Genomic DNA, 23,222 nt, shown 5'->3' with positions numbered 1-23,222 from the left:
TTGTACAAACATGAGGACAAGGTGTGAGGAATGTGGAAAGCGCACTTGATCAGCTTGATCGTTTTACTGACGAACCTACAAAACAAATGCTTCGCGGCTTAATTAAAAGAAAACGAAAATATGAAAATTATAAAAAGCAATCGTTCAGATGGCAGGCGGCCGCCCTGATCTGCGCCGCATCGTTTTGCTTGTTTGTAGCCTGGAAAGGGTATGGAAAAAACAGCATCCTGGGAGAATTGCTGAACGATTCCATGTACATGCTTTGGATATTGTCGGCGGCTTTCGCTTACAGCACAGCATATTTTTTTAAAAAGAAGGAAGAGAAAGCGGAAGCGGACTTTCATAAGCTCAGATGCGAGATTATTCAGAAAAGCACCGATTTGTGGCCCCAGCCCGAGGAATGGAAATCGAGGGAAACGGTTTATAAAGTCATGAAACAGCAGTATGACATCAATTTGTATTTTGAAAGCAAATAAAAAAAGGCGTTTTCTTGGCAAAAGAAACGTCTTTTTTCATCAGGCGTCTTATATGAAAGAAAACAAGAATGGGGAATCAATATGATCTATTTGCTCAGTCTTATTTCCGCTGCTTTCGTTTGCGCTATTGCATTCATTTGGAAAATGTCGGCCATCGCCAAAGAAAACCGTGTAAAGCGCGCTGATTTTCCGCTCAGACGACTGGGGGGAAAAGAGCCGCTGAACATCTTTTTTATATCTGACATTCATAGACGCACAGTCAGTGAAGAGATCATCCGCGAAGTGGAGGAGCACGGCGTGCATATGGTCGTCATCGGAGGCGATCTGGCAGAACAGGGCGTCCCGTTTACGAGGATTGAAGAAAATATCAAACGGCTGACAAGTTTGGGAAAAACGTATTTTGTATGGGGAAACAATGATTACGAGGTCAGTCAGGAAAGGCTTGTCCGTCTGTTCAAAACATATGGTGTGACCGCTCTTCGCAATGAATCGGTCATTTATGACCACTGCGGACAGATCATCAATATCAGCGGTGTTGACGATCTCAGGCTCGGGTTTGCCGATTATCCGGAGGCGGTCAGGAAGCTTTGCCCCGGAGCTCCGACTCTTTTAGTGTCGCACAATCCCGGTATTCATCATCAAATACATGAGGAAGACGGAATCGATCTGATTCTCAGCGGCCATACCCATGGAGGCCAGATTCGCATCGGCAGATTCGGCCTTTATGACATCGGCGGAACGGGAATGGTTCATCAAGTGCATTATCTGATCAGCAACGGCTATGGAACGACAAGGCTTCCATTAAGGTTCGGGGCGAGGCCGGAAACGCACCTCATCAGACTGATGCCCGGACAGGAATAAGGCGCTGCACGCATCCGTTCCCGGCTTTTTTCCCGGAAAAGAAGGAAAAGACAGCATAGTGCTTGTCTTCCGCCCAAACACAGTGTAAACTGGTATCAAAATTAAGAACCTATGACTCATCATCTCCATATAATAAGATAAATGATGTGTGCAAGAAGAGGCAGGAGGGAACGTTATGCGGCTTGAGCGTCTTAATTATAACAAGATCAAAATCTTTCTGACACTTGACGATCTGACAGACCGGGGGCTGACGAAAGAAGACCTTTGGAAAGACTCATTTAAAGTCCAGCAGCTGTTTAAGGACATGATGAACGAAGCGAATACAGAGCTCGGGTTTGAAGCAAATGGCCCAATCGCTGTAGAAGTGTATTCTCTCCAAGCACAGGGAATGGTCATCATTGTCACGAAAAACCAGGAAGCAGATGAAGACGATAATGAGTATGATGAGGATTATATAGAAATGCAGGTCAAACTTGGTGAAAGTGTTGACATTATATATGAGTTTCAAACGTTTGAACATCTGATCGAGCTTTCCAAAAATCTCGACCGGATCGGAATTCAAGGCGGAACGGTCTATCATTATGAAGGAAGGTATTTCCTGAGTCTTGACGATTTCGATTCCCATTCCGTCGATGGCGTGATCTCGATTTTAGCCGAGTATGGAAACCCGACGACGTTAACCATTTACAGGCTTCAGGAATACGGGAAGAAAATCATGGAAAACAATGCCGTCGAGACCATTCAAACGTACTTTAAATAGCCTAAAGCGCAAAAGATGTACTGCTGTGTTAAACAGCAGTTTTTTTTAGCCGAAAATAAGAATATACAAACATGATTTTTCCCGAATATTTTTGCGAAAAAAGGCTGTTTGTCCTTTGCATGATTAATGCAAGGGTGTATACTATTCTCTGAAAGGACAACATGCCAGAAAGACTTTAGGAGGTTAACTTATAATGGTAGCCGATCAAAACACCGGTCATACTGAGGAAAATACACATGATGTTTTGAAATCAACGCAAACGGTGATACATAAGGCGCTTGAAAAATTAGGGTATCCAGAAGAAGTGTATGAATTGTTAAAAGAGCCGATCCGTTTTTTAACGGTTAAAATTCCGGTTCGCATGGATGATGGATCTGTAAAAATTTTCACGGGATACCGCGCTCAGCACAATGATGCAGTAGGGCCGACAAAAGGCGGCATCCGTTTTCATCCGGGAGTTACAGAAAAAGAAGTTAAAGCGCTTTCTATTTGGATGAGTCTGAAATGCGGAATCATCGACCTTCCATATGGAGGCGGAAAGGGCGGGATCATCTGTGATCCGCGGGATATGTCCTTTCCTGAACTTGAACGTTTAAGCAGAGGCTACGTCAGAGCGATCAGCCAAATTGTCGGACCGACAAAGGACGTGCCTGCTCCCGATGTATTTACCAATTCTCAAATTATGGCATGGATGATGGACGAATATTCAAGAATCGATGAATTCAATTCTCCGGGTTTCATTACCGGAAAACCGCTCGTTTTAGGTGGTTCTCACGGCAGAGAATCTGCGACAGCAAAAGGGGTTACGATTTGTATTAAAGAAGCGGCGAAGAAGAAAAACATCGATATCGAAGGGGCTTCTGTCGTCGTGCAGGGGTTCGGAAATGCGGGAAGCTATCTTGCGAAATTTATGCATGACGCAGGCGCAAAGGTAGTCGGCATTTCTGATGCATACGGCGGCTTATACGACCCTGAAGGTCTTGATATCGATTATTTGCTTGACCGCCGAGACAGCTTCGGAACCGTCACAAAGCTCTTTAACGACACGATTACAAACCAGGAGCTGCTTGAACTGGAATGCGACATTTTAGTGCCGGCGGCGATTGAAAACCAAATCACCGCAGAAAACGCGCATAACATTAAAGCGAAAATCGTTGTTGAAGCCGCAAACGGCCCGACAACGCTTGAAGGGACGCAAATTCTTTCAGACCGCGGGGTCCTCCTGGTTCCCGATGTATTGGCGAGCGCCGGCGGTGTCACGGTATCCTATTTTGAATGGGTGCAAAACAACCAGGGCTTCTACTGGTCTGAAGAAGAAGTGGAAGAAAGACTGGAAAAAATGATGGTCAAATCGTTTAACAACATTTATGAAATGGCCCAAAACCGCAGAATCGACATGCGGCTTGCCGCCTACATGGTGGGCGTCAGGAAAATGGCGGAAGCATCACGGTTCAGAGGCTGGATATAAGCATAGCATTTGCAACAAGTCAAAAAATCTCCTATCCTAAAATAGGAGATTTTTTGTTTTTCGGATATGACAGGAGATGAACGGAACATGAAAGAAGAAAAAGTGATCATTATCGGCGGCGGCCCCTGCGGGCTTTCAGCAGGTATTGCATTGCAGCAAATCGGAATCGATGCACTCATCATTGAAAAGGGGAATATCGTAAACAGCATTTATCAATATCCTACCCATCAGACGTTTTTCAGCTCAAGTGAAAAGCTTGAGATCGGTGATGTTGCCTTTATCACGGAAAACCGCAAACCGGTCAGAAACCAGGCGCTCGCCTACTACAGGGAAGTGGCCAAACGGAAGAATTTAAGAATCAATGCTTTTGAAAAGGTCCACTCTGTAACGAAAACAGAAAAGAACCGCTTTTTAGTCGAGACGTCAAAAGATGTGTATTTGGCCTCGTTTTGCATCGTTGCGACGGGATACTATGACAACCCGAATTATATGAATGTACCGGGTGAGGATCTGCCCAAGGTCTTTCATTATTTTAAAGAAGCGCATCCTTATTTTGACAAAGATGTTGCGGTCATCGGCGGAAAGAACTCAAGTGTTGACGCTGCGCTGGAGCTTGTGAAAGCCGGAGCAAGAGTGACCGTTTTATACAGGGGAAAAGAATATTCCCCGAGCATTAAACCGTGGATTCTGCCTGAATTCGTGTCCCTCGTCAAACACGGGAAAATACGGATGGAGTTTCGTGCGGTCGTCAAGGAAATCACAGAGGATCAGCTGACCTTTACGATTGATTCCAAAGAGGAAGAGACGATTAAAAACGATTTTGTGTTTGCCATGACAGGCTACCATCCCGATCACAGCTTTCTTGAAAAAATGGGGGTTGAAATTGAGCCTGAGTCAGGCCGCCCGCTGTTTAATGAAGAAACGATGGAGACAAACGAAGAAGGCATTTTCATCGCCGGTGTGATCGCTGCCGGGAACAATGCAAATGAAATTTTCATCGAAAACGGGCGTTTCCATGGCGGAATGATAGCCGCCGAGATCGCAAAACGGATATAAATATTCTTTAGTTTGCGGTTTGTAACTCAAGAAAGAGAGCATATTCTATATATAGATGTGCTCTCTTTTTTTATAGCAGCACAGATTATGACGAAAAGGGGCATCCTACGATGAAAAATAAAGTGGCTCTCATCACGACGGGCGGAACGATCGCAAGCAGAAAGACAGAAAGCGGAAGGCTTGCGGCAGGCGCCATCAGCGGTACGGAATTGGCCGAAATCTGCAAGCTTCCGGAAGATGTGCAAGTCGATGTATATCCGACGTTTCAGCTTCCGAGCATGCACATTACCTTTCAAGACTTGCTCCAGCTGAAAAGCGCCATCGAAAAGGTCTTCGAAGATGACACGTATGACGGCGCTGTTGTAACGCACGGGACTGATTCGCTTGAGGAAACGGCCTACTTCCTCGATTTAACCATCCGGGACGACCGGCCGGTTGTCGTCACAGGCTCACAGCGCCCCCCGGAGGAGCAGGGGAGTGACGCATATACAAATATCAGGCACGCCGTTTATACCGCCTGCAGCAAGGAGATAAGAGGAGCCGGGACGGTTGTCGTTTTTAACGAAAGGATTTTCAATGCGCGCTACGTTAAAAAAGTTCATGCGTCAAATCTTCAGGGTTTCGACGTATTTGGTTTTGGATACTTCGGGATCATTGACAATGATAAAGTATACGTCTATCAGAAGCCGCTAAGACGGGACGTGCATCAGCTGAAAAAAAGCCTCCCTGTGGTCGATATTATTAAAAGCTATCTTGATGCGGACGGGAAGTTTATCCGCGCCGCTGTGCAGGAAGGAGCCGCCGGAATCGTGCTTGAAGGCGTCGGGAGGGGGCAGGTGACGCCGAAAATGGTGGCGGATATAGAGGCCGCTTTGCAAAAAGGCGTTCATATCGTGGTCACAACAAGCGCAGAAGAAGGCCAGGTCTATACAACTTATGACTACGCCGGCAGCAGCTATGACCTCGTCAAAAAAGGCGTCATTCTCGGAAAAGATTATGACAGCAAAAAAGCGCGGATCAAATTGGCGGTTCTGCTTGCAAGCTATGACGATGGAATAAAAGACAAGTTTTGCTATTAGCTGTTTTTTTCGCCTGCCTTTTTCAATTTCAAAACATTGTGAATCATGGTAGGATAGAATCAGATGGAAAGGAAAGAGGTTTCACATGTTCGGAATTATCTCCGCAGGCGTAGCTCCAGGAATCGCATTGTTGATGTATTTTTACTTGAAGGAAAAGTATGAAACAGAGCCCATCCGTATGGTTATCCGCCTTTTTATACTAGGAGTCTTGCTCGTCTTTCCGACGATGTTCATACAGTATGTTTTGGAAAAAGAAAACATATCTGAGAGCAACTTTGTCATCTCGTTTTTATCTTCCGGGTTTTTGGAAGAATTTTTAAAATGGTTTTTGCTCATGTTCAGCATTTACCAGCATGTCGATTTTGATGAACATTATGACGGAATCGTTTACGGGACAAGCATTTCGCTCGGATTTGCCACACTGGAAAACATTTTGTACTTGATCGGAAACGGGGTGGAGCACGCGTTTGCGCGGGCGCTTCTTCCTGTATCAAGCCATGCCTTGTTCGGCGTTATTATGGGCTTTTATATCGGTAAAGCACGTTTTTCGAAGCGCAAAAAGCAGCTGGAATGGCTTTTGCTGTCGTTTTTTGTGCCGGCTGTACTTCACGGCTTTTATGATTATATTCTCCTTGCTCTTAAAAATTGGATGTATTTTATGCTGCCCTTTATGGTGTTTCTATGGTGGTTCGGCCTGCGAAAAGCAAAAAAAGCCCGTTCCATCCATGCCGGGGAACAGCCGCTCGATCTGTAGCCGCCTTTATCAAGGCGGCTATTTTATTTTCCAAAATGCTCTTTTTGAAACAGCTGAGCCAAATGTTTATTGGATTGAAACAGAAAGGAAAGCGTGTATAAAATCTGCCTCGCTACAAAAGATATGGGTACAAAAATGCTGGAGGAGGCTTAAAACATGAAGTCGAAAGGTTCTTTTTGTTTGAATGTCATTCTTTGTACCCTTATGGCAACAAGTCTTTCACTTCCATTCAGTCAAACAAGCTCCGCCTTTACTGCGCAAGTGATACAGCGGGGGGCGACGGGGGACGATGTAATTGAACTTCAGGCAAGACTTCAATATAACGGCTATTATAATGGCAAGATTGACGGTGTTTATGGATGGGCGACATACTGGGCGGTCCGCAATTTTCAGCACCGGTTTGGATTGAAGGAAACAGACGGTCTTGTCGGACCGAAAACAAAACAACATTTAGTCAACACGACAAAATACTACAGTGCTTATGTGCACAAACAGCTTAGAAAAGGTAACCAATTTACCCATTACGGAGGCATGCCGCTGAAGTATCAGACAAAGCCTTCAAAAGAAGTGCAGCAGCAGGCGAGACAAAGAGCGGAGGCCAGACAGCGCCAGCAGGCCGCTCCAAAGCAGTACGCGGCGCAAAAGCAGCAACAGAAGCAGCAGGCGGCCCCAAAGCAGCAACAGAAACAGCAGGCGGCCCCAAAACAGCCGGAAAAACAAGCGGCACCGAGAAAATACGATGCGGTCGCTGCCAACATGCCGGGCGGCTTTTCAAACAATGACATCAACCTATTGGCCCAAGCGGTTTACGGTGAAGCCCGCGGTGAACCATACGACGGCCAAGTTGCGGTGGCGGCTGTAATTTTAAACAGGATTGACAGCCCGATTTTCCCGAATACGGTAGCCGGCGTTATTTTTGAGCCGCTCGCCTTCACGGCGGTGGCCGACGGCCAAATTTATATGACGCCGGATAAAACGGCGAAAAAAGCCGTGCTGGATGCCATCAACGGCTGGGACCCTTCAGAAAATGCCTTATACTATTTCAACCCTGACACAGCCACGAGCCCGTGGATATGGGGAAGACCTCAAATCAAAAGGATAGGCAAACACATTTTCTGTGAATAAAAGCGAGGTGTTATAAATGATCAGAGGAATTTTAATCGCCATTTTAGGAATCGCCATTGTCGGAACGAGCTACTGGGGTTATAAAGAACACCAGGAGAAAGACGCGGTCTTGCTGCATGCCGAAAACAATTATCAGCGGGCATTCCACGATTTAACGTATCAGGTGGACCAGCTTCACGATCAAATCGGCAGCACGCTTGCCATGAACAGCAAAAAAACGCTTTCCCCCGCCCTGGCAGAAGTCTGGAGAACAACGTCAGAAGCACACAACAATGTCAGCCAGCTTCCCCTTACACTTATGCCGTTTAATAAAACGGAAGAGTTTTTGGCAAACGTCGGGGATTTCAGTTATAAAACAGCCGTTCGCGACCTTGATAAAGAACCGCTGAATAAAAAAGAGTATTCATCTTTGAACAAGCTTTACGAAAAATCGAAAGATATACAAAATGAACTGCGCAATGTCCAGCACCTGATCATTGACAATAATTTAAGATGGATGGATGTCGAGCTTGCGCTTGCTTCCGGCCAGAAGCAAAGCGACAATACCATCATCGACGGCTTTAAAACGGTTGAAAATACAGCAAACGCGTTCTCGGATACCGATTTAGGCCCGGCGGCCATGACAAACAAGGTAAAAGAGGAAAAAGGATATAATCATTTAAAGGGCGATAAAATCACCCAGGCAGAAGCGAAAAAGATTGCCCAAAAATTTGCCCAAGACAAAAATTACAATATTAAAGTAGCGAAAAGCGGCAGGAAGACGAACAAAGATGTCTACTCCGTCAGCATGCAGGACCCCGACCAAAAATCCGATATTTATATGGACATCACCGAAAAAGGCGGGTATCCGGTCTACCTGATTCAAAACAAAAAAATCAAGGATGAAAAAATCAGCTTAAACGATGCCACAAACCGTGCGCTGCAATTTTTGAAAAAGAACGGTTATGACACAGATGACCTTAAAATGGACGAAAGCTCTCAATATGACGGTGTCGGCGTGTTTTCATTTGTTCCCGTTCAGGATGGCGTATGGCTTTACCCTGACAGCATCCGCATGAAGGTTGCCCTTGACGATGGGGAAATTGTCGGTTTTTCTGCAAAAGATTTTCTGACATCCCACAGGAAAAGGGACCTTCCAAAGCCTAAGCTGACGCCTGAGAAAGCGAAAGCGAGTCTGAATCATAATGTAAAAGTCCAGGAAACACGGCTTGCCCTGATTACAAACGAGGACTCTCAGGAGGTCCTCTGCTATGAAATGCTGGGGACGATCGAAAACGATACGTTCCGCATGTTCATCAACGCGAACGACGGCAGCGAAGAAAAAATAGAAAAAATGAAAAGTGCAGAACCGATATACAAGGGATTGTAAAAAGACAAAGGGAAAAGGCGGCCGATACGCCTTTTCCTTTTTGGCATCCGGAATAATTAGCGGTGAACATTTCCATACTGATGGTATGGGAGGCGGAGGCCAGCCCATATATTTCAATGAAAAGGCTTATCGGCGGTTCCGGTAAAGCACGGAGGAATTTTTATGAAAACATTTGAGCGGATATTAATCAAAATACTCGTCGTTCAGGGAATGATTTTATTATGTGTGCAGCTTCTCTACCATTTTTCTCAGACGGAGCCTTATCTGTCAAAGGTTGTGCAGTATGAAGGCGTGAATAAAATGAATATCGGCGAATGGATCGAGACATTTAAGCCGTAAATCGACGTGAAAATCTCCCCTTTTTCGCTGAGAACATGATACAATCCTATAAGGAGTACCAGAGAGCAAGGAGAGGAATTATGGAAAAGAAATTATGTATTGCAATCGACGGCCCTGCCGCAGCCGGAAAAAGCACTGTGGCGAAAATCGTGGCTCGAAAAAAAGCCTATGTTTACATTGATACCGGCGCCATGTACCGGGCCATTACGTATTTGGCGCTGAAAAAAGGCGTCGATTTGACGGATGAGGCCGGCTTGACCCAGCTCCTGAAAGACTCGGCCATCGATCTTACCGTTTCGGAAAATGGGGAACAGAAGGTATCTATTGCAGGCGAAGATGTAACAGAAGCGATCCGTACAGACGAAGTCAGCAATCAGGTATCGATTGTCGCCAAGCACAGAGGGATCCGCGAAGAAATGACAAGAAGGCAGCAGCAGCTTGCCGTGAAAGGCGGAGTCGTCATGGACGGCCGTGATATCGGCACCCATGTCCTCCCGGATGCGGAAGTGAAGATTTTCCTTTTGGCATCAGTCGAAGAACGGGCCAAACGCCGCTTTGAAGAAAATCTCAAAAAAGGGTACAATGTTAATTATGAAACGCTTGCAGAGGAGATCAGAAGGCGCGATAAGCTTGATTCCGAGCGGGAGATTTCGCCTCTGAAGAAAGCGGATGACGCGCTTGAAATCGACACGACTTCACTTTCCATCGCTGAAGTGGCCGAAAAAATCCTGCAGGTAGTAGACAAAAAGGCGCAAAATTAAAAAAATCGGACAAATTACGTTTTGTCCGCATGTTTTGACTTGACAAACACATGCTTTTATTAGAAGTTAGTAATAATAAATCATTTTATAGAACATTCAAATATCCATTTTGAATAGTTCTTTAGTACATATTCGGCTGTCCGGATTGATGTTTACGCTCAGTTCGGTATAACCGTTTTTACAAAAGCTGTGTAGGTTTGGACCAAGGAGGTTATTGAAATGACAGAGGAAATGAATCAAATTGATGTTCAAGTACCAGAGGTTGGAGATGTGGTCAAAGGGATTGTAACCAAAGTAGAGGACAAGCATGTCGATGTCGACATTCCCAACTGCAAGCAAACCGGTATTATTCCAATCAGTGAATTATCAAGTCTCCATGTAGAAAAAGCATCAGATGTCGTCAATGTTGACGATGAGCTTGAATTGAAAGTGACAAAAGTGGAAGACGACGCCTTGATTTTATCTAAACGTGCTGTTGATGCAGACCGCGCTTGGGAAGACCTAGAGAAAAAATTTGAGTCAAAAGAAATTTTTGAAGCCGAAGTTAAAGACGTTGTCAAAGGCGGTCTTGTCGTTGATATAGGCGTGCGCGGATTTATTCCGGCATCGCTTGTCGAGGCTCATTTCGTCGAAGACTTTACGGATTATAAAGGAAAGACGCTTACGCTGATGGTCGTTGAGCTTGACAGAGATAAAAACCGCGTGATTTTGTCCCACCGTGCGGTTGTCGAAAAAGAACAGTCCGAAAGAAAGCAGGAATTCCTGCAGACGCTTGAAGCCGGACAGGTTCTTGAAGGCAAGGTCCAGCGCTTGACTGATTTCGGGGCTTTCGTTGATATCGGCGGCATTGACGGACTTGTTCATATTTCACAACTTTCACATTCACATGTTGAGAAGCCGTCAGACGTTGTTGAAGAAGGCCAGGATGTAAAAGTGAAAGTGCTTTCCGTCGACCGCGACAATGAACGGATTTCATTATCCATTAAAGAAACGCTTCCGGGGCCATGGGCCAACATCGGTGAAAAAGTGAAACCGGGAGACGTCCTTGACGGAACAGTCCAGCGTCTGGTAAGCTTCGGAGCTTTCGTGGAAGTGCTTCCTGGTGTTGAAGGTCTTGTTCACATTTCCCAAATTTCAAATAAACACATCGGAACACCTCACGAAGTGCTTGAAGAAGGCCAGGACGTGAAAGTCAAGGTTCTTGATGTCAATGAAGCCGAAGAACGGATTTCTTTGAGCATGAAGGAGCTTGAAGAAAACGATAAAACAGAACAGGAAGACTACCGCCAGTATCAGGCGAAGGAAGAGTCTTCAGGATTCCAGCTCGGAGAAATGATTGGAGACAAACTGAATAAATTAAAATAATTTGGTGATGATGGTGACGCGAGCCGAGAGAAAAAAACAACACATTGAACATGCCCTGTCCACCGGACAAAAACGTTTGACAGGGTTCGATGATATTACGTTTGTTCACGTCAGCCTTCCGGAAACGGCATTGTCACAAGTTGATACTTCAACAAAAATAGGCGAACTGTTCTTAAGTTCGCCTATTTTTATCAATGCGATGACAGGCGGAGGCGGACAGACGACACTTGAGATTAACAGAGCATTGGCCAGAGCCGCCGCAGAAACGAACATACCGGTTGCCGTCGGTTCCCAAATGTCAGCTTTAAACGACCCGGCAGAACGGCCTTCTTATGAGGTTGTCAGACAGGAAAATCCAAAAGGCCTCGTGTTTGCCAATTTAGGGAGCGAAGCGACGGTTGATCAGGCCCAGCGGGCTGTAGATATGATTGAAGCAGATCTGCTTCAGATTCATCTCAATGTCATTCAGGAAATCGTCATGCCTGAAGGAGACCGCTGCTTTGAAGGACGTCTGCGACGCATCGAAGAGATTTGCCGCACGGTCAGCGTCCCCGTTTCCGTAAAGGAAGTCGGATTCGGAATGAGCAGAGAAACCGCTACAAAACTCTTTAACGCGGGAGCTGCGGCGGTGGATGTCGGCGGCTATGGCGGGACGAATTTCTCGGAAATCGAAAATTTGCGCAGAGATCAGGCGGTCGAGTTTTTCAATCAATGGGGCATATCAACAGCTGCCAGCATTGCCGAGGTGAGCACCGTATGCAGTGAACATGGGACGGTTATCGCCTCAGGAGGACTTCAAAACGCCCTCGATCTCGCCAAATCGATTGCTTTAGGAGCGTCTGCGGCAGGAATGGCCGGCTACTTCCTCAAAGTGCTGACAACGTCTGGAGAGGACGCATTAGTCGAAGAAATAACCGGTCTTATCAGTGACCTGAAAAGGATCATGACCGTGCTCGGCTGTAAAACAATAGATGAACTGAAAAAAGCCCCTCTCGTTTTAAAAGGGGATACATACCATTGGCTGAAAGCAAGAGGAATTGATTCTTCAGCTTACAGCATGCGCTAAAAGCCGCCGGTTAACCGGCGGCTTTTGCGAACCAGAGGCAGCTCTGCGGCAAGCTGCCTTTTACTTATGGGTTTCGTTTACGCGCTTCCTCCGCGCTTTCAAGAGAGGTAGCTCCGTTATGGGCGATGGACTGATCACGGTCCGATTCGGTGCGCCTTTGCTGCTTCAATTTCTTTTCCTGCCTGTCTTTTCCCAAATGCCTTTCCCTCCTTATTGCACGTTTAAAAATTCCTCAGTCACTCCATACTAAAATATGGAGGACGAAAACAATGGAAGAATTTTATTACTATTGGTCAATGTGGTTTTTATGGGTTTTAACCACATTTATTCTTGAGAAAAACAGAACCCGTTTTTTTGCCTCGGCATTTATTTTGCTCAACATCATATTAAGTATGTATCAAGTCCGCTTTATCCTGTTGTTGAACGGCGCTTATCTGCTGTTTTATGCGGGCGCTTATCTGCTTGGCGGCTATGCGGCGCTCCATAGAAGTATCAAGCGCTTGCTGCTTCATCTTTCAATGGTGTCTGCCTACGGATTTTTGTTTCTTTTTGCATTATATGATCCGGTTTGGTTTATCCTAAAGCCTGAGTGGCTGATCATCATCTTGTTTGTCATCATGACCTTGACATTTGAAAAAAGCTTCATAAACCGCCTGGCGCTTATGGTGCTCGGGATGTGCCATGGAGAGCTTTTATATTCGCTCATCATCAGAAAGTTTCATGAAGGCCTTGTTGCCGGAGGATATTCTTGGCTTTCGATGTGTTCGGCAGGCATCGTCCTGCTGTACGGAGTTTCCCAATATGAGCGGCTTGTACAGCAGATTCATCAAAAATGGAAGCGATTGAACAAAGGAGCAACAAAAATGTCATGAATCAATATACCTATCCGATTATCTTGGGCATTGTCGCCGGGATTATCGTCAGAGTGTACATGCTGCGGACCGATTACCGCCAGTATCCAACTTATCTTCACGGAAAAACAGTACATATAGCTCAGGCCATGATCGCAGCTTCAATCGGAGCGGTCATCATCCCGTCTATTTTGAAATCCGATTATACAGCGATTACGTTCTTGACGTTAGCAGCGACCCAATTCAGGGATGTCCGCAATATGGAAAGAGAAACATTGACACAGCTGGACGGCTATGAGCTCGTTTCAAGAGGAAGCACCTATATCGAAGGAATTGCGATCGCTTTTGAAAGCCGGAATTACATCGTCATTTTCACAGCGCTTTTGACGACGCTGACCTATATTCTCTTTTCATCCGTATGGGCCGGAATGGTGATGGCGCTGTTTTGTTTTATCATCGGCCGCATATTGATGTCCGGCAGTTTTATTAAGCATATTGCCGATATAGAGCATCAACCATTGCACTTTGAGGACCAGGGGCTTTATGTAGACGATATTTACATCATGAACATCGGGATCCCCGAAAAGCAAAAGCTGATTCTGGAGCATGGAATGGGCTTTGTCCTGAAGCCGAAAAATTTCAATTCGGCTGTCACCCTTGCAAATCTCGGCCAAAGGCAGGCGATTTTATTTGATGTCTCAAACGTTCTCGGGGTGTACCGCGATTCGGGTGAACCATCCCTGACACCTTTGGCCAAGAGGGATTTAAATGACGGCCGGGTGGCGATTTTCGTTCTTCCTGTCATTAAGGACAAGGAGACGGCCATCAGAGTGATCGGGGATGTCCCGACACTGGAAAATGCGATACGCGTGCCGATGGAGTTTATAAAAGAACAGCATGGTAAGGTGATTCGATGAGCGATTCAATCACAATTCAAAGTTATATTCTGGCGGTCGTGACGACAAGGCGGGACCGGGTCATCGGAGGGACTAGCGTGTTTTATTGTGATGATGCCGAGGAAATGAACAAGTATGCCAAAAATCTAGAAGCGATCCTTGACGGAATCGCCCATGGAATAGGAGATGACCTGTATTTGATCGTGAAACATTTTTAATTACAGTTGTGATCTCTTTAGAAATTGATATAATATATGAGTTAAGCCCTTCTGTACAAAAAAAGAAGGGTTTCTTTCTTCACGATGAATATTTGAATATGCGGATGATCATTCCTGAAAAGAATGCTGGAAGAGAATTGAAAGGAAGGGTACTATGGGAAAACCTGTCGTAGCCATAGTTGGAAGACCCAATGTTGGGAAGTCTACGATCTTTAACCGGATTGCGGGCGAAAGAATTTCGATTGTGGAAGATACACCCGGTGTGACACGGGATCGGATATACAGCTCAGCCGAATGGCTGAACCATGATTTTAATCTCATTGATACAGGCGGAATCGAAATCGGAGATGAACCGTTTTTGGCGCAGATTCGCCATCAGGCGGAAATCGCCATGGACGAAGCCGATGTGATTATCTTTATGACAAACGGGCGTGAGGGCGTTACAGCCGCTGATGAAGAGGTGGCAAAGATTTTATACCGGACAAAAAAACCGGTCGTTCTCGCGGTCAATAAAGTCGATAATCCGGAAATGAGGGCGAATATTTATGATTTTTATTCACTCGGTTTTGGCGAGCCGTACCCGATTTCCGGAACGCACGGCCTTGGTCTCGGTGATTTGCTTGATGCGGTCAGCGAGCATTTTAAAAACATACCTGACACGAAATACGATGATGAAGTGGTTCAATTTTGCCTGATCGGGCGGCCAAACGTCGGGAAATCGTCGCTTGTTAACGCCATGCTCGGAGAAGAGCGCGTCATCGTCAGCAATATTGCCGGAACAACGCGCGATGCCGTTGACACAAAATTTACGTATAATCAGCGCGAGTTTGTCATCGTTGACACCGCCGGAATGAGAAAAAAAGGAAAAGTATATGAATCAACTGAAAAGTACAGCGTCCTCAGAGCTTTAAAGGCAATCGACCGTTCGGAAGTGGTGGCCGTCGTCTTGGATGGCGAAGAAGGCATTATTGAGCAGGACAAGCGGATTGCCGGCTATGCCCATGAAGCAGGAAAAGCCGTTGTCATCGTGGTCAACAAATGGGATGCCGTAGAAAAAGATGAGCGTACAATGAAAGAATTTGAACAAAATATCAGGGAGCACTTTCAATTTTTAGATTATGCGCCTGTATTGTTCATGTCTGCGTTGACGAAAAAACGGATTCATACATTGATGCCCGCCATCGTAACGGCAAGTGAAAACCATTCGATGAGGGTGCAAACCAACATTCTTAATGATATTATTATGGATGCGGTGGCAATGAATCCGACGCCGACCCATAGCGGGCAGCGTTTAAAAATTTATTATGCGACGCAAGTGGCAGTGAAGCCGCCGACTTTTGTCGTCTTTGTCAATGATCCGGAGCTCATGCATTTTTCTTATGAACGGTTTTTGGAAAACCGGATCAGGGACGCATTCGGTTTTGAAGGAACACCCATCAAGATTTTCGCAAGAGCAAGAAAATAAAGAGGTGTAATGGAATGAGTAAAGTAGCAATTCTAGGAGCCGGAAGCTGGGGAACAGCATTGGCGCTCGTCTTGGCGGACAACCAGTACGATGTGTGCGTATGGGGGAATCGCGATGACCTGATACGGCAAATCAATGAACATCATGAAAACAACGACTACCTGCCCGGCGTCAAGCTGCCTGAGAAGGTTTATGCGACAACGGACTTGCAGGCTGCATTGGCAGATGTGAAAACGATTATTGTCGCTGTTCCGACAAAAGCGATCCGTGAAGTTCTCAGAAAGGCGATCTCCTTTATTAAACAAAAGTCGATCTTTGTCCATGTTTCTAAAGGAATTGAGCCTGATACACTGCTTAGAATTTCGGAGATGATGGAAGAGGAAATCCCAGAAGACATAAGGGAGGATATCGTCGTTCTTTCAGGCCCAAGCCATGCCGAAGAAGTTGGACTGAGACACCCGACCACGGTAACCGTTTCAGCGAAAAACAGCCTGGAATCCGCTCAGGAGATTCAGGATATGTTTATGAATCAGAATTTTCGCGTTTATACAAATCCAGACATCATCGGCGTCGAGATCGGAGGCGCTTTAAAAAACGTGATTGCGCTTGCCGCTGGAATTGCGGACGGCTTGGGCTACGGTGATAACGCAAAAGCCGCACTGATTACAAGAGGCCTGGCGGAAATCGCCCGATTGGGGACGAAAATGGGCGGAAATCCGCTGACGTTTTCGGGACTTACGGGAATCGGAGACCTGATCGTTACCTGCACAAGCGTCCATTCACGAAATTGGCGCGCCGGTAATATGCTGGGTAAAGGCTTCAAACTTGAAGAAGTTCTTAATGAAATGGGGATGGTCGTTGAGGGGGTCCGCACAACAAAAGCGGCGTATCAACTTTCGCAGAAGTATGATGTCAAGATGCCGATCACTGAAGCCTTGCACAAGGTTTTGTTTGACGGCAAAAAAGTTGACATAGCTGTCGAATCATTAATGGCAAGAGTCAAAACACACGAGATGGAAGATCTTGTGAATACATTTGAAAACCGAATAAAATGACCAGCCCATCACAGCTTTTTCCCGCTCTCCTGCAGTTTGCACAAAAAAACTGAAACATTTTGGAGACCTAGGCAAGAGAGGATACATTTGTCCGTAGACTTGCATAAAATAGAATCGAAGTCTGGAAGAGCTGTATCTTGTCAATTGGGTTTTTATAGTCATCGTGAGTAGGCCTGAAGCAAAGTCCCCCTCTTTGCTTCAGGCTTTTTTTTGTGCCGGTTCATATGCTACGAAAAATTGGAAAAGCTGTTGAACTTCTGGTTTTTCTTATATAAAATGAAATATAACGCTTACATCATAAGAGAATGATAGAGAAGGAGGGCTTTTAGTGTGAGTCTCGGTATGTTAAAAATGTGGTTTGCTTTGGGATCGATGGGTCTGATGTTTTTAGCGGTGATTGCTATATACATCAGCAGATATAAATTTAAAAACCGTTTTTTGAAAATCGCAACTTCGTTTCTGGCATATACTTGCATGCTCATTTCCGGCGTTATCGTCTTTATCGTTGTCTTCAGCGGTCCCGTCAATGACTAACGTTTAAAAGGAAGATTCGTATGAAAAAAATCAACGTACTGCTCACATTTATATTCACAGCCATGTTTCTAAGCGGATGTTTATACCCTGAAGAAAGAAAGGCGCAACACAGCGCACCGTATGAACAGCAGCTGAAAGAGGTGCAGGCGGCGGTTAATGAGTTCAGGAAAGCGACGGGAGGCCTTCTTCCGATTAAAACAAAAGATATGTCAGTCCCAATCTATCAAAAATATCCTATCGATTTTAACAGGCTGTCTCCCCGCTATTTGGCTGAACCGCCGGGCACTTCCTATGAAAACGGAGGCGAATACCTCTATGTTCTTGTGGATGTGGAGAACAAGCCGACCGTCAAGCTGATTGACGTCAAAATGTCGGAAGCGATCCGCGAGCTGAAGCTCCGGATCGAGATGTACAAAGATCAGCACCGGTATCCGCCCTATCAGAAAGTCGTTTCTAAGAACTTATTTATGCTTGATTATAAAAAATTGGGGCTCAAGGATGCGCCTGCGGTCGCCAGTCCATTAACCGGCACCTCTCTTCCGCTTCTTGTCGATCAAAAGGGTGAAATTCAAGTAGATTACCGTGTGGATTTAGCCAAATTGATCAAAAAATCAGGAAAGACCGTCAAGCCAGGAGAGGAAATCCAGGACCTCATCTGGAAGGAGACCCCTTTTGTACCGGCATTTTCAGTCAAATATACAGTGAACGACAAGCAGGAGCCTGTTTTTTTGCAATAGAGCCGCCCTGCAAGAATTAGTCATGAACCTTTCTCCTCTGCATACAATAAGGAGAAAGGTTTTTTCATGCATGCCGAAAAAATTTCCCTGAGCTGTCATATTGAAATAGGACAACGTCATACAATGTAGTGTCCTGTTTTTGAATGATGAAGAAGTAAAAAATTGAAAAGGATTGGAAGTCCGGGAGGGGATCACTTGGAAAAGGTCGATATTTTCAAGGATATCGCTGAACGAACAGGAGGCGATATATACTTAGGTGTCGTAGGAGCTGTCCGTACAGGAAAATCTACGTTTATTAAAAAATTTATGGAGCTAGTGGTGCTCCCGAATATCAACAATGAAGCAGACCGGGCGCGCGCGCAGGATGAGCTCCCCCAAAGCGCCGCTGGCAAAACTATCATGACCACAGAACCGAAGTTTGTTCCCAATCAGGCGATGTCAGTTCATGTCAGTGACGGACTCGATGTGAATATAAGACTCGTAGACTGTGTCGGCTACACGGTGCCTGGCGCAAAAGGATACGAAGATGAAAACGGACCGAGGATGATCAACACCCCTTGGTATGAAGAGCCGATTCCGTTTCACGAAGCGGCCGAAATCGGCACGAGAAAAGTGATTCAGGAGCACTCGACAATCGGCGTCGTGATCACGACCGACGGAACCATCGGAGAGATTCCGAGGCAGGATTATATTGAGGCTGAAGAAAGAGTGATTGATGAATTAAAGGAAGTCGGAAAACCGTTCATCATGGTTATCAATTCAGTCCGCCCGTATCATCCGGAAACAGAAGCGCTCAGACACGAACTGATGGAAAAGTATGATATTCCCGTTCTCGCGATGAGCGTTGAGAGCATGAGGGAAGCCGATGTGCTCAGCGTTTTGAGAGAAGCGCTTTACGAATTTCCAGTGCTTGAAGTGAATGTCAATCTGCCGAGCTGGGTCATGGTGCTGAAAGAAAATCATTGGCTGCGCCAAAACTATCAGGATTCGGTGAAAGAAACCGTCAAAGATATTAAAAGATTAAGAGATGTCGATCGGGTCGTCGGCCACTTCAGCGAATTTGACTTTATCGAGCGGGCCAGCCTCGCCGGAATTGAGATGGGGCAGGGAATCGCGGAAATCGATCTGTACGCTCCCGATTATTTGTATGATGAAATTTTACGGGAAGTCGTCGGCGTAGAAATCAGAGGAAAGGATCATCTTTTGCAGCTGATGCAGGATTTCGCCCATGCGAAGACGGAATATGACCAAGTGTCCGATGCGTTGAAAATGGTGAAGCAAACCGGTTACGGGATCGCGGCTCCGGCATTGACCGACATGAGCCTTGATGAGCCTGAAATCATCAGGCAGGGATCAAGATTCGGAGTGCGCCTGAAAGCGGTGGCGCCATCGATTCATATGATTAAAGTCGATGTCGAAAGCGAATTCGCGCCGATCATCGGGACGGAAAAGCAAAGCGAAGAACTTGTCCGCTATTTAATGCAGGACTTTGAGGATGATCCGCTATCAATCTGGAATTCCGACATTTTCGGAAGAAGCCTCAGCTCAATCGTCAGAGAAGGCATTCAGGCAAAGCTGTCCCTCATGCCGGAAAACGCGAGATACAAGCTGAAGGAAACGCTGGAACGGATCATAAACGAAGGTTCTGGCGGCTTAATCGCGATTATCTTATAAAAAGGGAGACCTCTTATGATACGGGAGGTCTTTTTTTATTTTGGAAAAAAGAAGGGGAGAAAACTGGAAATATAGGAAAGAATATGAGTAAAAAAGGAAAAACAGGAATATTTGTTCGGATCATTCTGCTTAAACCTTGACGAATAAGGGATCATAGCTTTAAAATGCTTGATATGGCTTTTCATATGTGTTAATCTACATACAGAAAATCTTCACTTTATTGGACAATCGTTCCTCTGACGTGGGATTTTCGCTAAAGCCGTGAAACGCCTTTTCTATATTTATTTGAAATTTCTGTTCAAACAGGTATAGAAACAGGTTGAACTGTGAAGAAATGATGATAATCTATTGATTGATACCTTTTGGGAGGAGGTGAAAGGCATGAACAAGACAGAACTAATCAATGCGGTTGCAGAAGCAAGCGAATTATCTAAAAAAGACGCTACTAAAGCAGTTGATTCTGTTTTTGATACAATTTTAGATGCACTTAAAAACGGTGAAAAAATTCAATTGATCGGTTTTGGTAACTTTGAGGTTCGTGAGCGCTCAGCTCGTAAAGGACGCAATCCTCAAACTGGTGAAGAAATCGAAATCCCTGCAAGCAAAGTACCTGCTTTCAAACCAGGTAAAGCGCTTAAAGACGCTGTAGCAGGAAAATAATGTGTGTATAGACCGTATTTTTACGCTTTATACATACCATGTTGTTTCTTCACAGGAAAGCCCCTTTTAGAAGGGGCTTTTCATATTTAAAAACGTATTTCAGAGCGGCATTCTTTTTGCGGGTTAAAACCTTTCATTTTGCTTTTATAAGCTGAAATGTGCTAGAATCTGAATTAAATGTATGCGTTTCTGGAGGATATAAAACAATGAGTGAAATCAACAAAGAACAGATTGAACAAGCTGTACGGCTGATATTGGAAGCGATCGGCGAAGACCCAAACCGCGAAGGACTTCTTGATACGCCGAAAAGAGTTGCAAAAATGTATGCGGAAGTTTTTGCCGGGCTGAATGAAGACCCGAAGGAGCATTTTAAAACGATTTTTGGCGAAGACCATGAAGAGCTTGTTCTCGTAAAAGATATTCCTTTCTACTCGATGTGTGAACATCACCTCGTTCCTTTTTACGGAAAAGCGCATGTCGCATATATTCCGAAGGGCGGCAAGGTGACGGGTCTCAGCAAGCTGGCGAGAGCTGTCGAAGCGGTTGCCAAGCGTCCGCAGCTGCAGGAACGGATTACGGCGACGATTGCAGACAGCATTGTCGAATCATTGACGCCCCACGGCGTGATGGTGGTTGTAGAAGCCGAGCATATGTGCATGACGATGCGGGGCGTTAAAAAGCCTGGTGCAAAAACGGTTACTTCCGCTGTAAGAGGAACGTTCAGGGAAAGCGTAGCCGCTCGCTCCGAAGTGCTGGAGCTCATTAAACATCATGATTAAAAATGAGAAGGTGTGCGATGAAGATGACCAATAATCAATCAAATGATTTTGTGGTGATAAAAGCCGTCGAGGACGGCGTAAACGTGATTGGCCTGACAAGAGGAACGGATACGAGGTTTCACCATTCTGAAAAGCTCGATAAAGGGGAAGTCATGATCTGCCAGTTTACCGAGCATACCTCAGCCATAAAAGTCCGCGGGGAAGCACTCATTCAATCGGCCTACGGCGAGATGAGAAGCGAATCCAAAAAATAGTGCGGCCGTTTTCCGCCCCTGATTAGATGGCATAAGCCGCTGTTTTTTATCATATTATGATATAATTAAACTTTCTCAAGATACATAAACAATTGAGAGAAAAACTGCGAATTTTGGGACAAGGGTGATATCTTTGCAAGACATCTACGGACATTTATCTCATTTGAAAATCAAGCTGAATAAAAAGCTTTCACATCCTTATTTAGCCAAGCATTTAACAGCGCCAAAGGTTGATGAGGATAAGCTGTTTCTTTTTTATGCTCTGTTTGATGAAACAGATTTAAAAGAAGCCGACAAAGAAAATTACATTTTAACGGCGATGCTTGTTCAAACAGCCCTTGATACCCATGATGAAGTCACGACCGCAGCTTTAATTAAACAAGACGACTATAAAAACCGTCAGCTGACGGTTTTGGCCGGGGATTATTTCAGCGGGATGTACTATTCCCTGCTATCGGGTATGAAGGATATTTATATGATTCGTACACTGGCAGCGGCCATCAAAGAAATCAACGAACACAAAATAAGGCTGTATGATCATTCCGCCAAAGACTTAAACAGCCTTGAAAAAAGCGTCAGCATAGTGGAAGCTGCACTTTTTCATCATCTTGCCGACCACTTTTATCTGCCTCACTGGAAGACCGCAGCCAATGATTTTCTAGTCTATAAGCGGCTTGCTGCCGAAGAAAAGGGAACGGATTCCCGTCTGCTGGAAACGATTTTGAAAGAGGAGTTTCCGGAAGATCAGGCTTCATGTGAACAATTGACTGTCGCGGCTTATGAAAAAGCAAAGCTTCAGATTAACCAGTGCCTTGCAAAAAAGCCTGCCGTTCAGAAATGGCTTTTGGAGCGCCTAAAGGCCATTAAGCCAGAAAAACGGACCTATCATCAGAAAGTGGAAGAAGGGTAACAGTCATGGAGCAGTCAAAAGAACAGCGCGTGCACGGCGTGTTTGAAAAAATCTACAAAAATTATGACCAGATGAATTCCGTCATCAGCTTTAAGCAGCATAAAAAATGGCGCAATAAAACGATGCAGCTCATGAACGTTCCGAAAGGGGCAAAAGCGCTGGATGTCTGCTGCGGCACGGCGGACTGGACGATCGCCCTTGCGGAGGCCGCCGGAGAAACGGGCGAGATCAAAGGTCTTGACTTCAGCAAAAATATGCTGAGCATCGCCGAGCAAAAGACCAAATCATACAGCCAGATCGAATTGATTCACGGCAATGCAATGGAGCTGCCTTTCCCGGACAATACATTCGACTATGTCACCATCGGGTTCGGGCTCCGCAATGTCCCTGACTATCTAGCCGTTTTAAAAGAGATGAAGCGCGTGGTGAAGCCCGGCGGACAGGTTGTCTGCCTTGAAACGTCCCAGCCGGAAATGATCGGTTTCAAGCAGCTGTATTATTTGTATTTCCGGTTTATTATGCCTGCATTCGGAAAGCTCTTTGCCAAAAGCTTCAAAGAATATTCCTGGCTCCAGGAATCCGCCAGGGAATTTCCGGGTATGAAAGAGCTTGCTTCTTTATTTGAACAGGCCGGATTAGAAAATGTTCAATATCATCCGTTCACTGGCGGTGTAGCAGCTACACATGTCGGCTGGAAGCGATGATGACTA

Annotated in this window: 27 protein-coding genes; 26 read left to right on the top strand and 1 reads right to left on the bottom strand. The window is 45.4% G+C overall.

Annotated elements, in window-relative coordinates; genetic code table 11:
• Window positions 1-32: 32 nt before the first annotated feature.
• The 13 genes from BTR1S_RS07870 (at window position 33) to fni (ending at window position 12,479) form a co-directional block, all read left to right on the top strand.
• Complete coding sequence (locus BTR1S_RS07870; RefSeq protein ID WP_006636435.1) at window positions 33-476, top strand: YpbF family protein; 444 nt, start codon at window positions 33-35, stop codon at window positions 474-476.
• An 81-nt stretch (window positions 477-557) separates the two neighbouring features.
• The gene (locus BTR1S_RS07865; RefSeq protein ID WP_029418340.1) at window positions 558-1,337 is read left to right on the top strand and encodes a metallophosphoesterase; all 780 of its coding nucleotides are present in this window, start codon (window positions 558-560) and stop codon (window positions 1,335-1,337) included.
• A gap of 175 nt (window positions 1,338-1,512) precedes the next feature.
• Window positions 1,513-2,097: a genetic competence negative regulator gene (locus tag BTR1S_RS07860; protein WP_006636433.1), complete on the top strand. Its 585-nt coding sequence runs from the start codon at window positions 1,513-1,515 to the stop codon at window positions 2,095-2,097.
• 193 nt (window positions 2,098-2,290) lie between these two features.
• Complete coding sequence (locus tag BTR1S_RS07855) at window positions 2,291-3,565, top strand: Glu/Leu/Phe/Val family dehydrogenase (protein ID WP_006636432.1); 1,275 nt, start codon at window positions 2,291-2,293, stop codon at window positions 3,563-3,565.
• 87 nt (window positions 3,566-3,652) lie between these two features.
• Window positions 3,653-4,621, top strand: coding sequence for a YpdA family putative bacillithiol disulfide reductase (locus BTR1S_RS07850; RefSeq protein WP_029418341.1), 969 nt, complete (start codon window positions 3,653-3,655; stop codon window positions 4,619-4,621).
• 110 nt (window positions 4,622-4,731) lie between these two features.
• The gene (locus tag BTR1S_RS07845; protein WP_006636430.1) at window positions 4,732-5,700 is read left to right on the top strand and encodes an asparaginase; all 969 of its coding nucleotides are present in this window, start codon (window positions 4,732-4,734) and stop codon (window positions 5,698-5,700) included.
• A gap of 85 nt (window positions 5,701-5,785) precedes the next feature.
• Window positions 5,786-6,454 (top strand): glutamic-type intramembrane protease PrsW, encoded by a 669-nt coding sequence (gene prsW, locus BTR1S_RS07840; protein ID WP_029418342.1) that lies wholly within the window; start codon window positions 5,786-5,788, stop codon window positions 6,452-6,454.
• 156 nt (window positions 6,455-6,610) lie between these two features.
• The gene (gene sleB, locus BTR1S_RS07835) at window positions 6,611-7,579 is read left to right on the top strand and encodes a spore cortex-lytic enzyme (RefSeq protein WP_006636428.1); all 969 of its coding nucleotides are present in this window, start codon (window positions 6,611-6,613) and stop codon (window positions 7,577-7,579) included.
• A 16-nt stretch (window positions 7,580-7,595) separates the two neighbouring features.
• Window positions 7,596-8,948, top strand: a complete 1,353-nt coding sequence (gene ypeB / locus BTR1S_RS07830; RefSeq protein ID WP_006636427.1) for a germination protein YpeB — start codon at window positions 7,596-7,598, stop codon at window positions 8,946-8,948.
• Window positions 8,949-9,110: 162 nt separating this feature from the next.
• Window positions 9,111-9,287 carry a YpfB family protein gene (locus BTR1S_RS22775; RefSeq protein WP_006636426.1) on the top strand — a complete coding sequence of 59 codons (177 nt, stop codon included), beginning with the start codon at window positions 9,111-9,113 and terminating at the stop codon, window positions 9,285-9,287.
• 80 nt (window positions 9,288-9,367) lie between these two features.
• Complete coding sequence (cmk, locus tag BTR1S_RS07825) at window positions 9,368-10,048, top strand: (d)CMP kinase (RefSeq protein ID WP_006636425.1); 681 nt, start codon at window positions 9,368-9,370, stop codon at window positions 10,046-10,048.
• A gap of 219 nt (window positions 10,049-10,267) precedes the next feature.
• On the top strand, window positions 10,268-11,413 hold the full coding sequence (gene rpsA, locus BTR1S_RS07820; protein WP_006636424.1) for a 30S ribosomal protein S1: 1,146 nt from the start codon (window positions 10,268-10,270) through the stop codon (window positions 11,411-11,413).
• A gap of 13 nt (window positions 11,414-11,426) precedes the next feature.
• Window positions 11,427-12,479, top strand: coding sequence for a type 2 isopentenyl-diphosphate Delta-isomerase (fni, locus tag BTR1S_RS07815; RefSeq protein WP_006636423.1), 1,053 nt, complete (start codon window positions 11,427-11,429; stop codon window positions 12,477-12,479).
• A gap of 64 nt (window positions 12,480-12,543) precedes the next feature.
• Here the strand turns inward: fni and BTR1S_RS21800 are convergent, their stop codons facing one another.
• Entirely contained in the window at window positions 12,544-12,675 is a 132-nt protein-coding gene (locus BTR1S_RS21800; protein ID WP_006636422.1) for a YpzI family protein, read from the bottom strand.
• Between the two features lie 73 nt (window positions 12,676-12,748).
• Here BTR1S_RS21800 and BTR1S_RS07810 point away from each other — a divergent pair, with 73 nt between their 5' ends.
• From BTR1S_RS07810 to BTR1S_RS07750, 13 genes are all read left to right on the top strand, one after another.
• Entirely contained in the window at window positions 12,749-13,351 is a 603-nt protein-coding gene (locus BTR1S_RS07810) for a YphA family membrane protein (protein WP_006636421.1), read from the top strand.
• Entirely contained in the window at window positions 13,348-14,247 is a 900-nt protein-coding gene (locus tag BTR1S_RS07805; protein WP_006636420.1) for a YIEGIA family protein, read from the top strand. Before BTR1S_RS07810 ends, BTR1S_RS07805 begins: the two co-directional genes overlap by 4 nt.
• Entirely contained in the window at window positions 14,244-14,444 is a 201-nt protein-coding gene (locus tag BTR1S_RS07800; protein WP_006636419.1) for a capping complex subunit for YIEGIA, read from the top strand. The genes BTR1S_RS07805 and BTR1S_RS07800 overlap by 4 nt, the downstream gene beginning before the upstream one ends.
• Before the next feature lie 154 nt (window positions 14,445-14,598).
• Entirely contained in the window at window positions 14,599-15,909 is a 1,311-nt protein-coding gene (der, locus tag BTR1S_RS07795) for a ribosome biogenesis GTPase Der (protein WP_006636418.1), read from the top strand.
• 14 nt (window positions 15,910-15,923) lie between these two features.
• Window positions 15,924-16,964, top strand: a complete 1,041-nt coding sequence (locus tag BTR1S_RS07790) for an NAD(P)H-dependent glycerol-3-phosphate dehydrogenase (protein WP_006636417.1) — start codon at window positions 15,924-15,926, stop codon at window positions 16,962-16,964.
• Between the two features lie 342 nt (window positions 16,965-17,306).
• Window positions 17,307-17,498 carry a DUF2768 domain-containing protein gene (locus BTR1S_RS07785; protein WP_206702775.1) on the top strand — a complete coding sequence of 64 codons (192 nt, stop codon included), beginning with the start codon at window positions 17,307-17,309 and terminating at the stop codon, window positions 17,496-17,498.
• Window positions 17,499-17,518: 20 nt separating this feature from the next.
• Window positions 17,519-18,235 (top strand): YphF family lipoprotein, encoded by a 717-nt coding sequence (locus BTR1S_RS07780; protein WP_029418343.1) that lies wholly within the window; start codon window positions 17,519-17,521, stop codon window positions 18,233-18,235.
• Between the two features lie 195 nt (window positions 18,236-18,430).
• Window positions 18,431-19,909 carry a stage IV sporulation protein A gene (gene spoIVA, locus BTR1S_RS07775; protein ID WP_006636414.1) on the top strand — a complete coding sequence of 493 codons (1,479 nt, stop codon included), beginning with the start codon at window positions 18,431-18,433 and terminating at the stop codon, window positions 19,907-19,909.
• A gap of 381 nt (window positions 19,910-20,290) precedes the next feature.
• Window positions 20,291-20,569, top strand: a complete 279-nt coding sequence (hbs, locus tag BTR1S_RS07770) for a non-specific DNA-binding protein Hbs (RefSeq protein ID WP_003183006.1) — start codon at window positions 20,291-20,293, stop codon at window positions 20,567-20,569.
• A gap of 206 nt (window positions 20,570-20,775) precedes the next feature.
• Window positions 20,776-21,348 (top strand): GTP cyclohydrolase I FolE, encoded by a 573-nt coding sequence (gene folE / locus BTR1S_RS07765; RefSeq protein ID WP_006636413.1) that lies wholly within the window; start codon window positions 20,776-20,778, stop codon window positions 21,346-21,348.
• 23 nt (window positions 21,349-21,371) lie between these two features.
• A complete protein-coding gene (gene mtrB / locus BTR1S_RS07760; protein ID WP_006636412.1) occupies window positions 21,372-21,602 on the top strand; it encodes a trp RNA-binding attenuation protein MtrB in 231 nt (76 codons plus the stop codon).
• A 133-nt stretch (window positions 21,603-21,735) separates the two neighbouring features.
• The gene (locus tag BTR1S_RS07755) at window positions 21,736-22,512 is read left to right on the top strand and encodes a heptaprenyl diphosphate synthase component 1 (protein ID WP_006636411.1); all 777 of its coding nucleotides are present in this window, start codon (window positions 21,736-21,738) and stop codon (window positions 22,510-22,512) included.
• 5 nt (window positions 22,513-22,517) lie between these two features.
• A complete protein-coding gene (locus BTR1S_RS07750; RefSeq protein WP_006636410.1) occupies window positions 22,518-23,216 on the top strand; it encodes a demethylmenaquinone methyltransferase in 699 nt (232 codons plus the stop codon).
• The last annotated feature ends 6 nt before the right edge of the window (window positions 23,217-23,222 follow it).

Origin of the sequence: Bacillus sonorensis NBRC 101234 = KCTC 13918, from assembly GCF_001592005.1 — a bacterium.
Classification (GTDB): Bacteria; Bacillota; Bacilli; order Bacillales; family Bacillaceae; genus Bacillus; species Bacillus sonorensis.
Note: the sequence above shows the minus strand (reverse complement) of the source record. Positions and strands in the feature narration are given on the sequence as shown.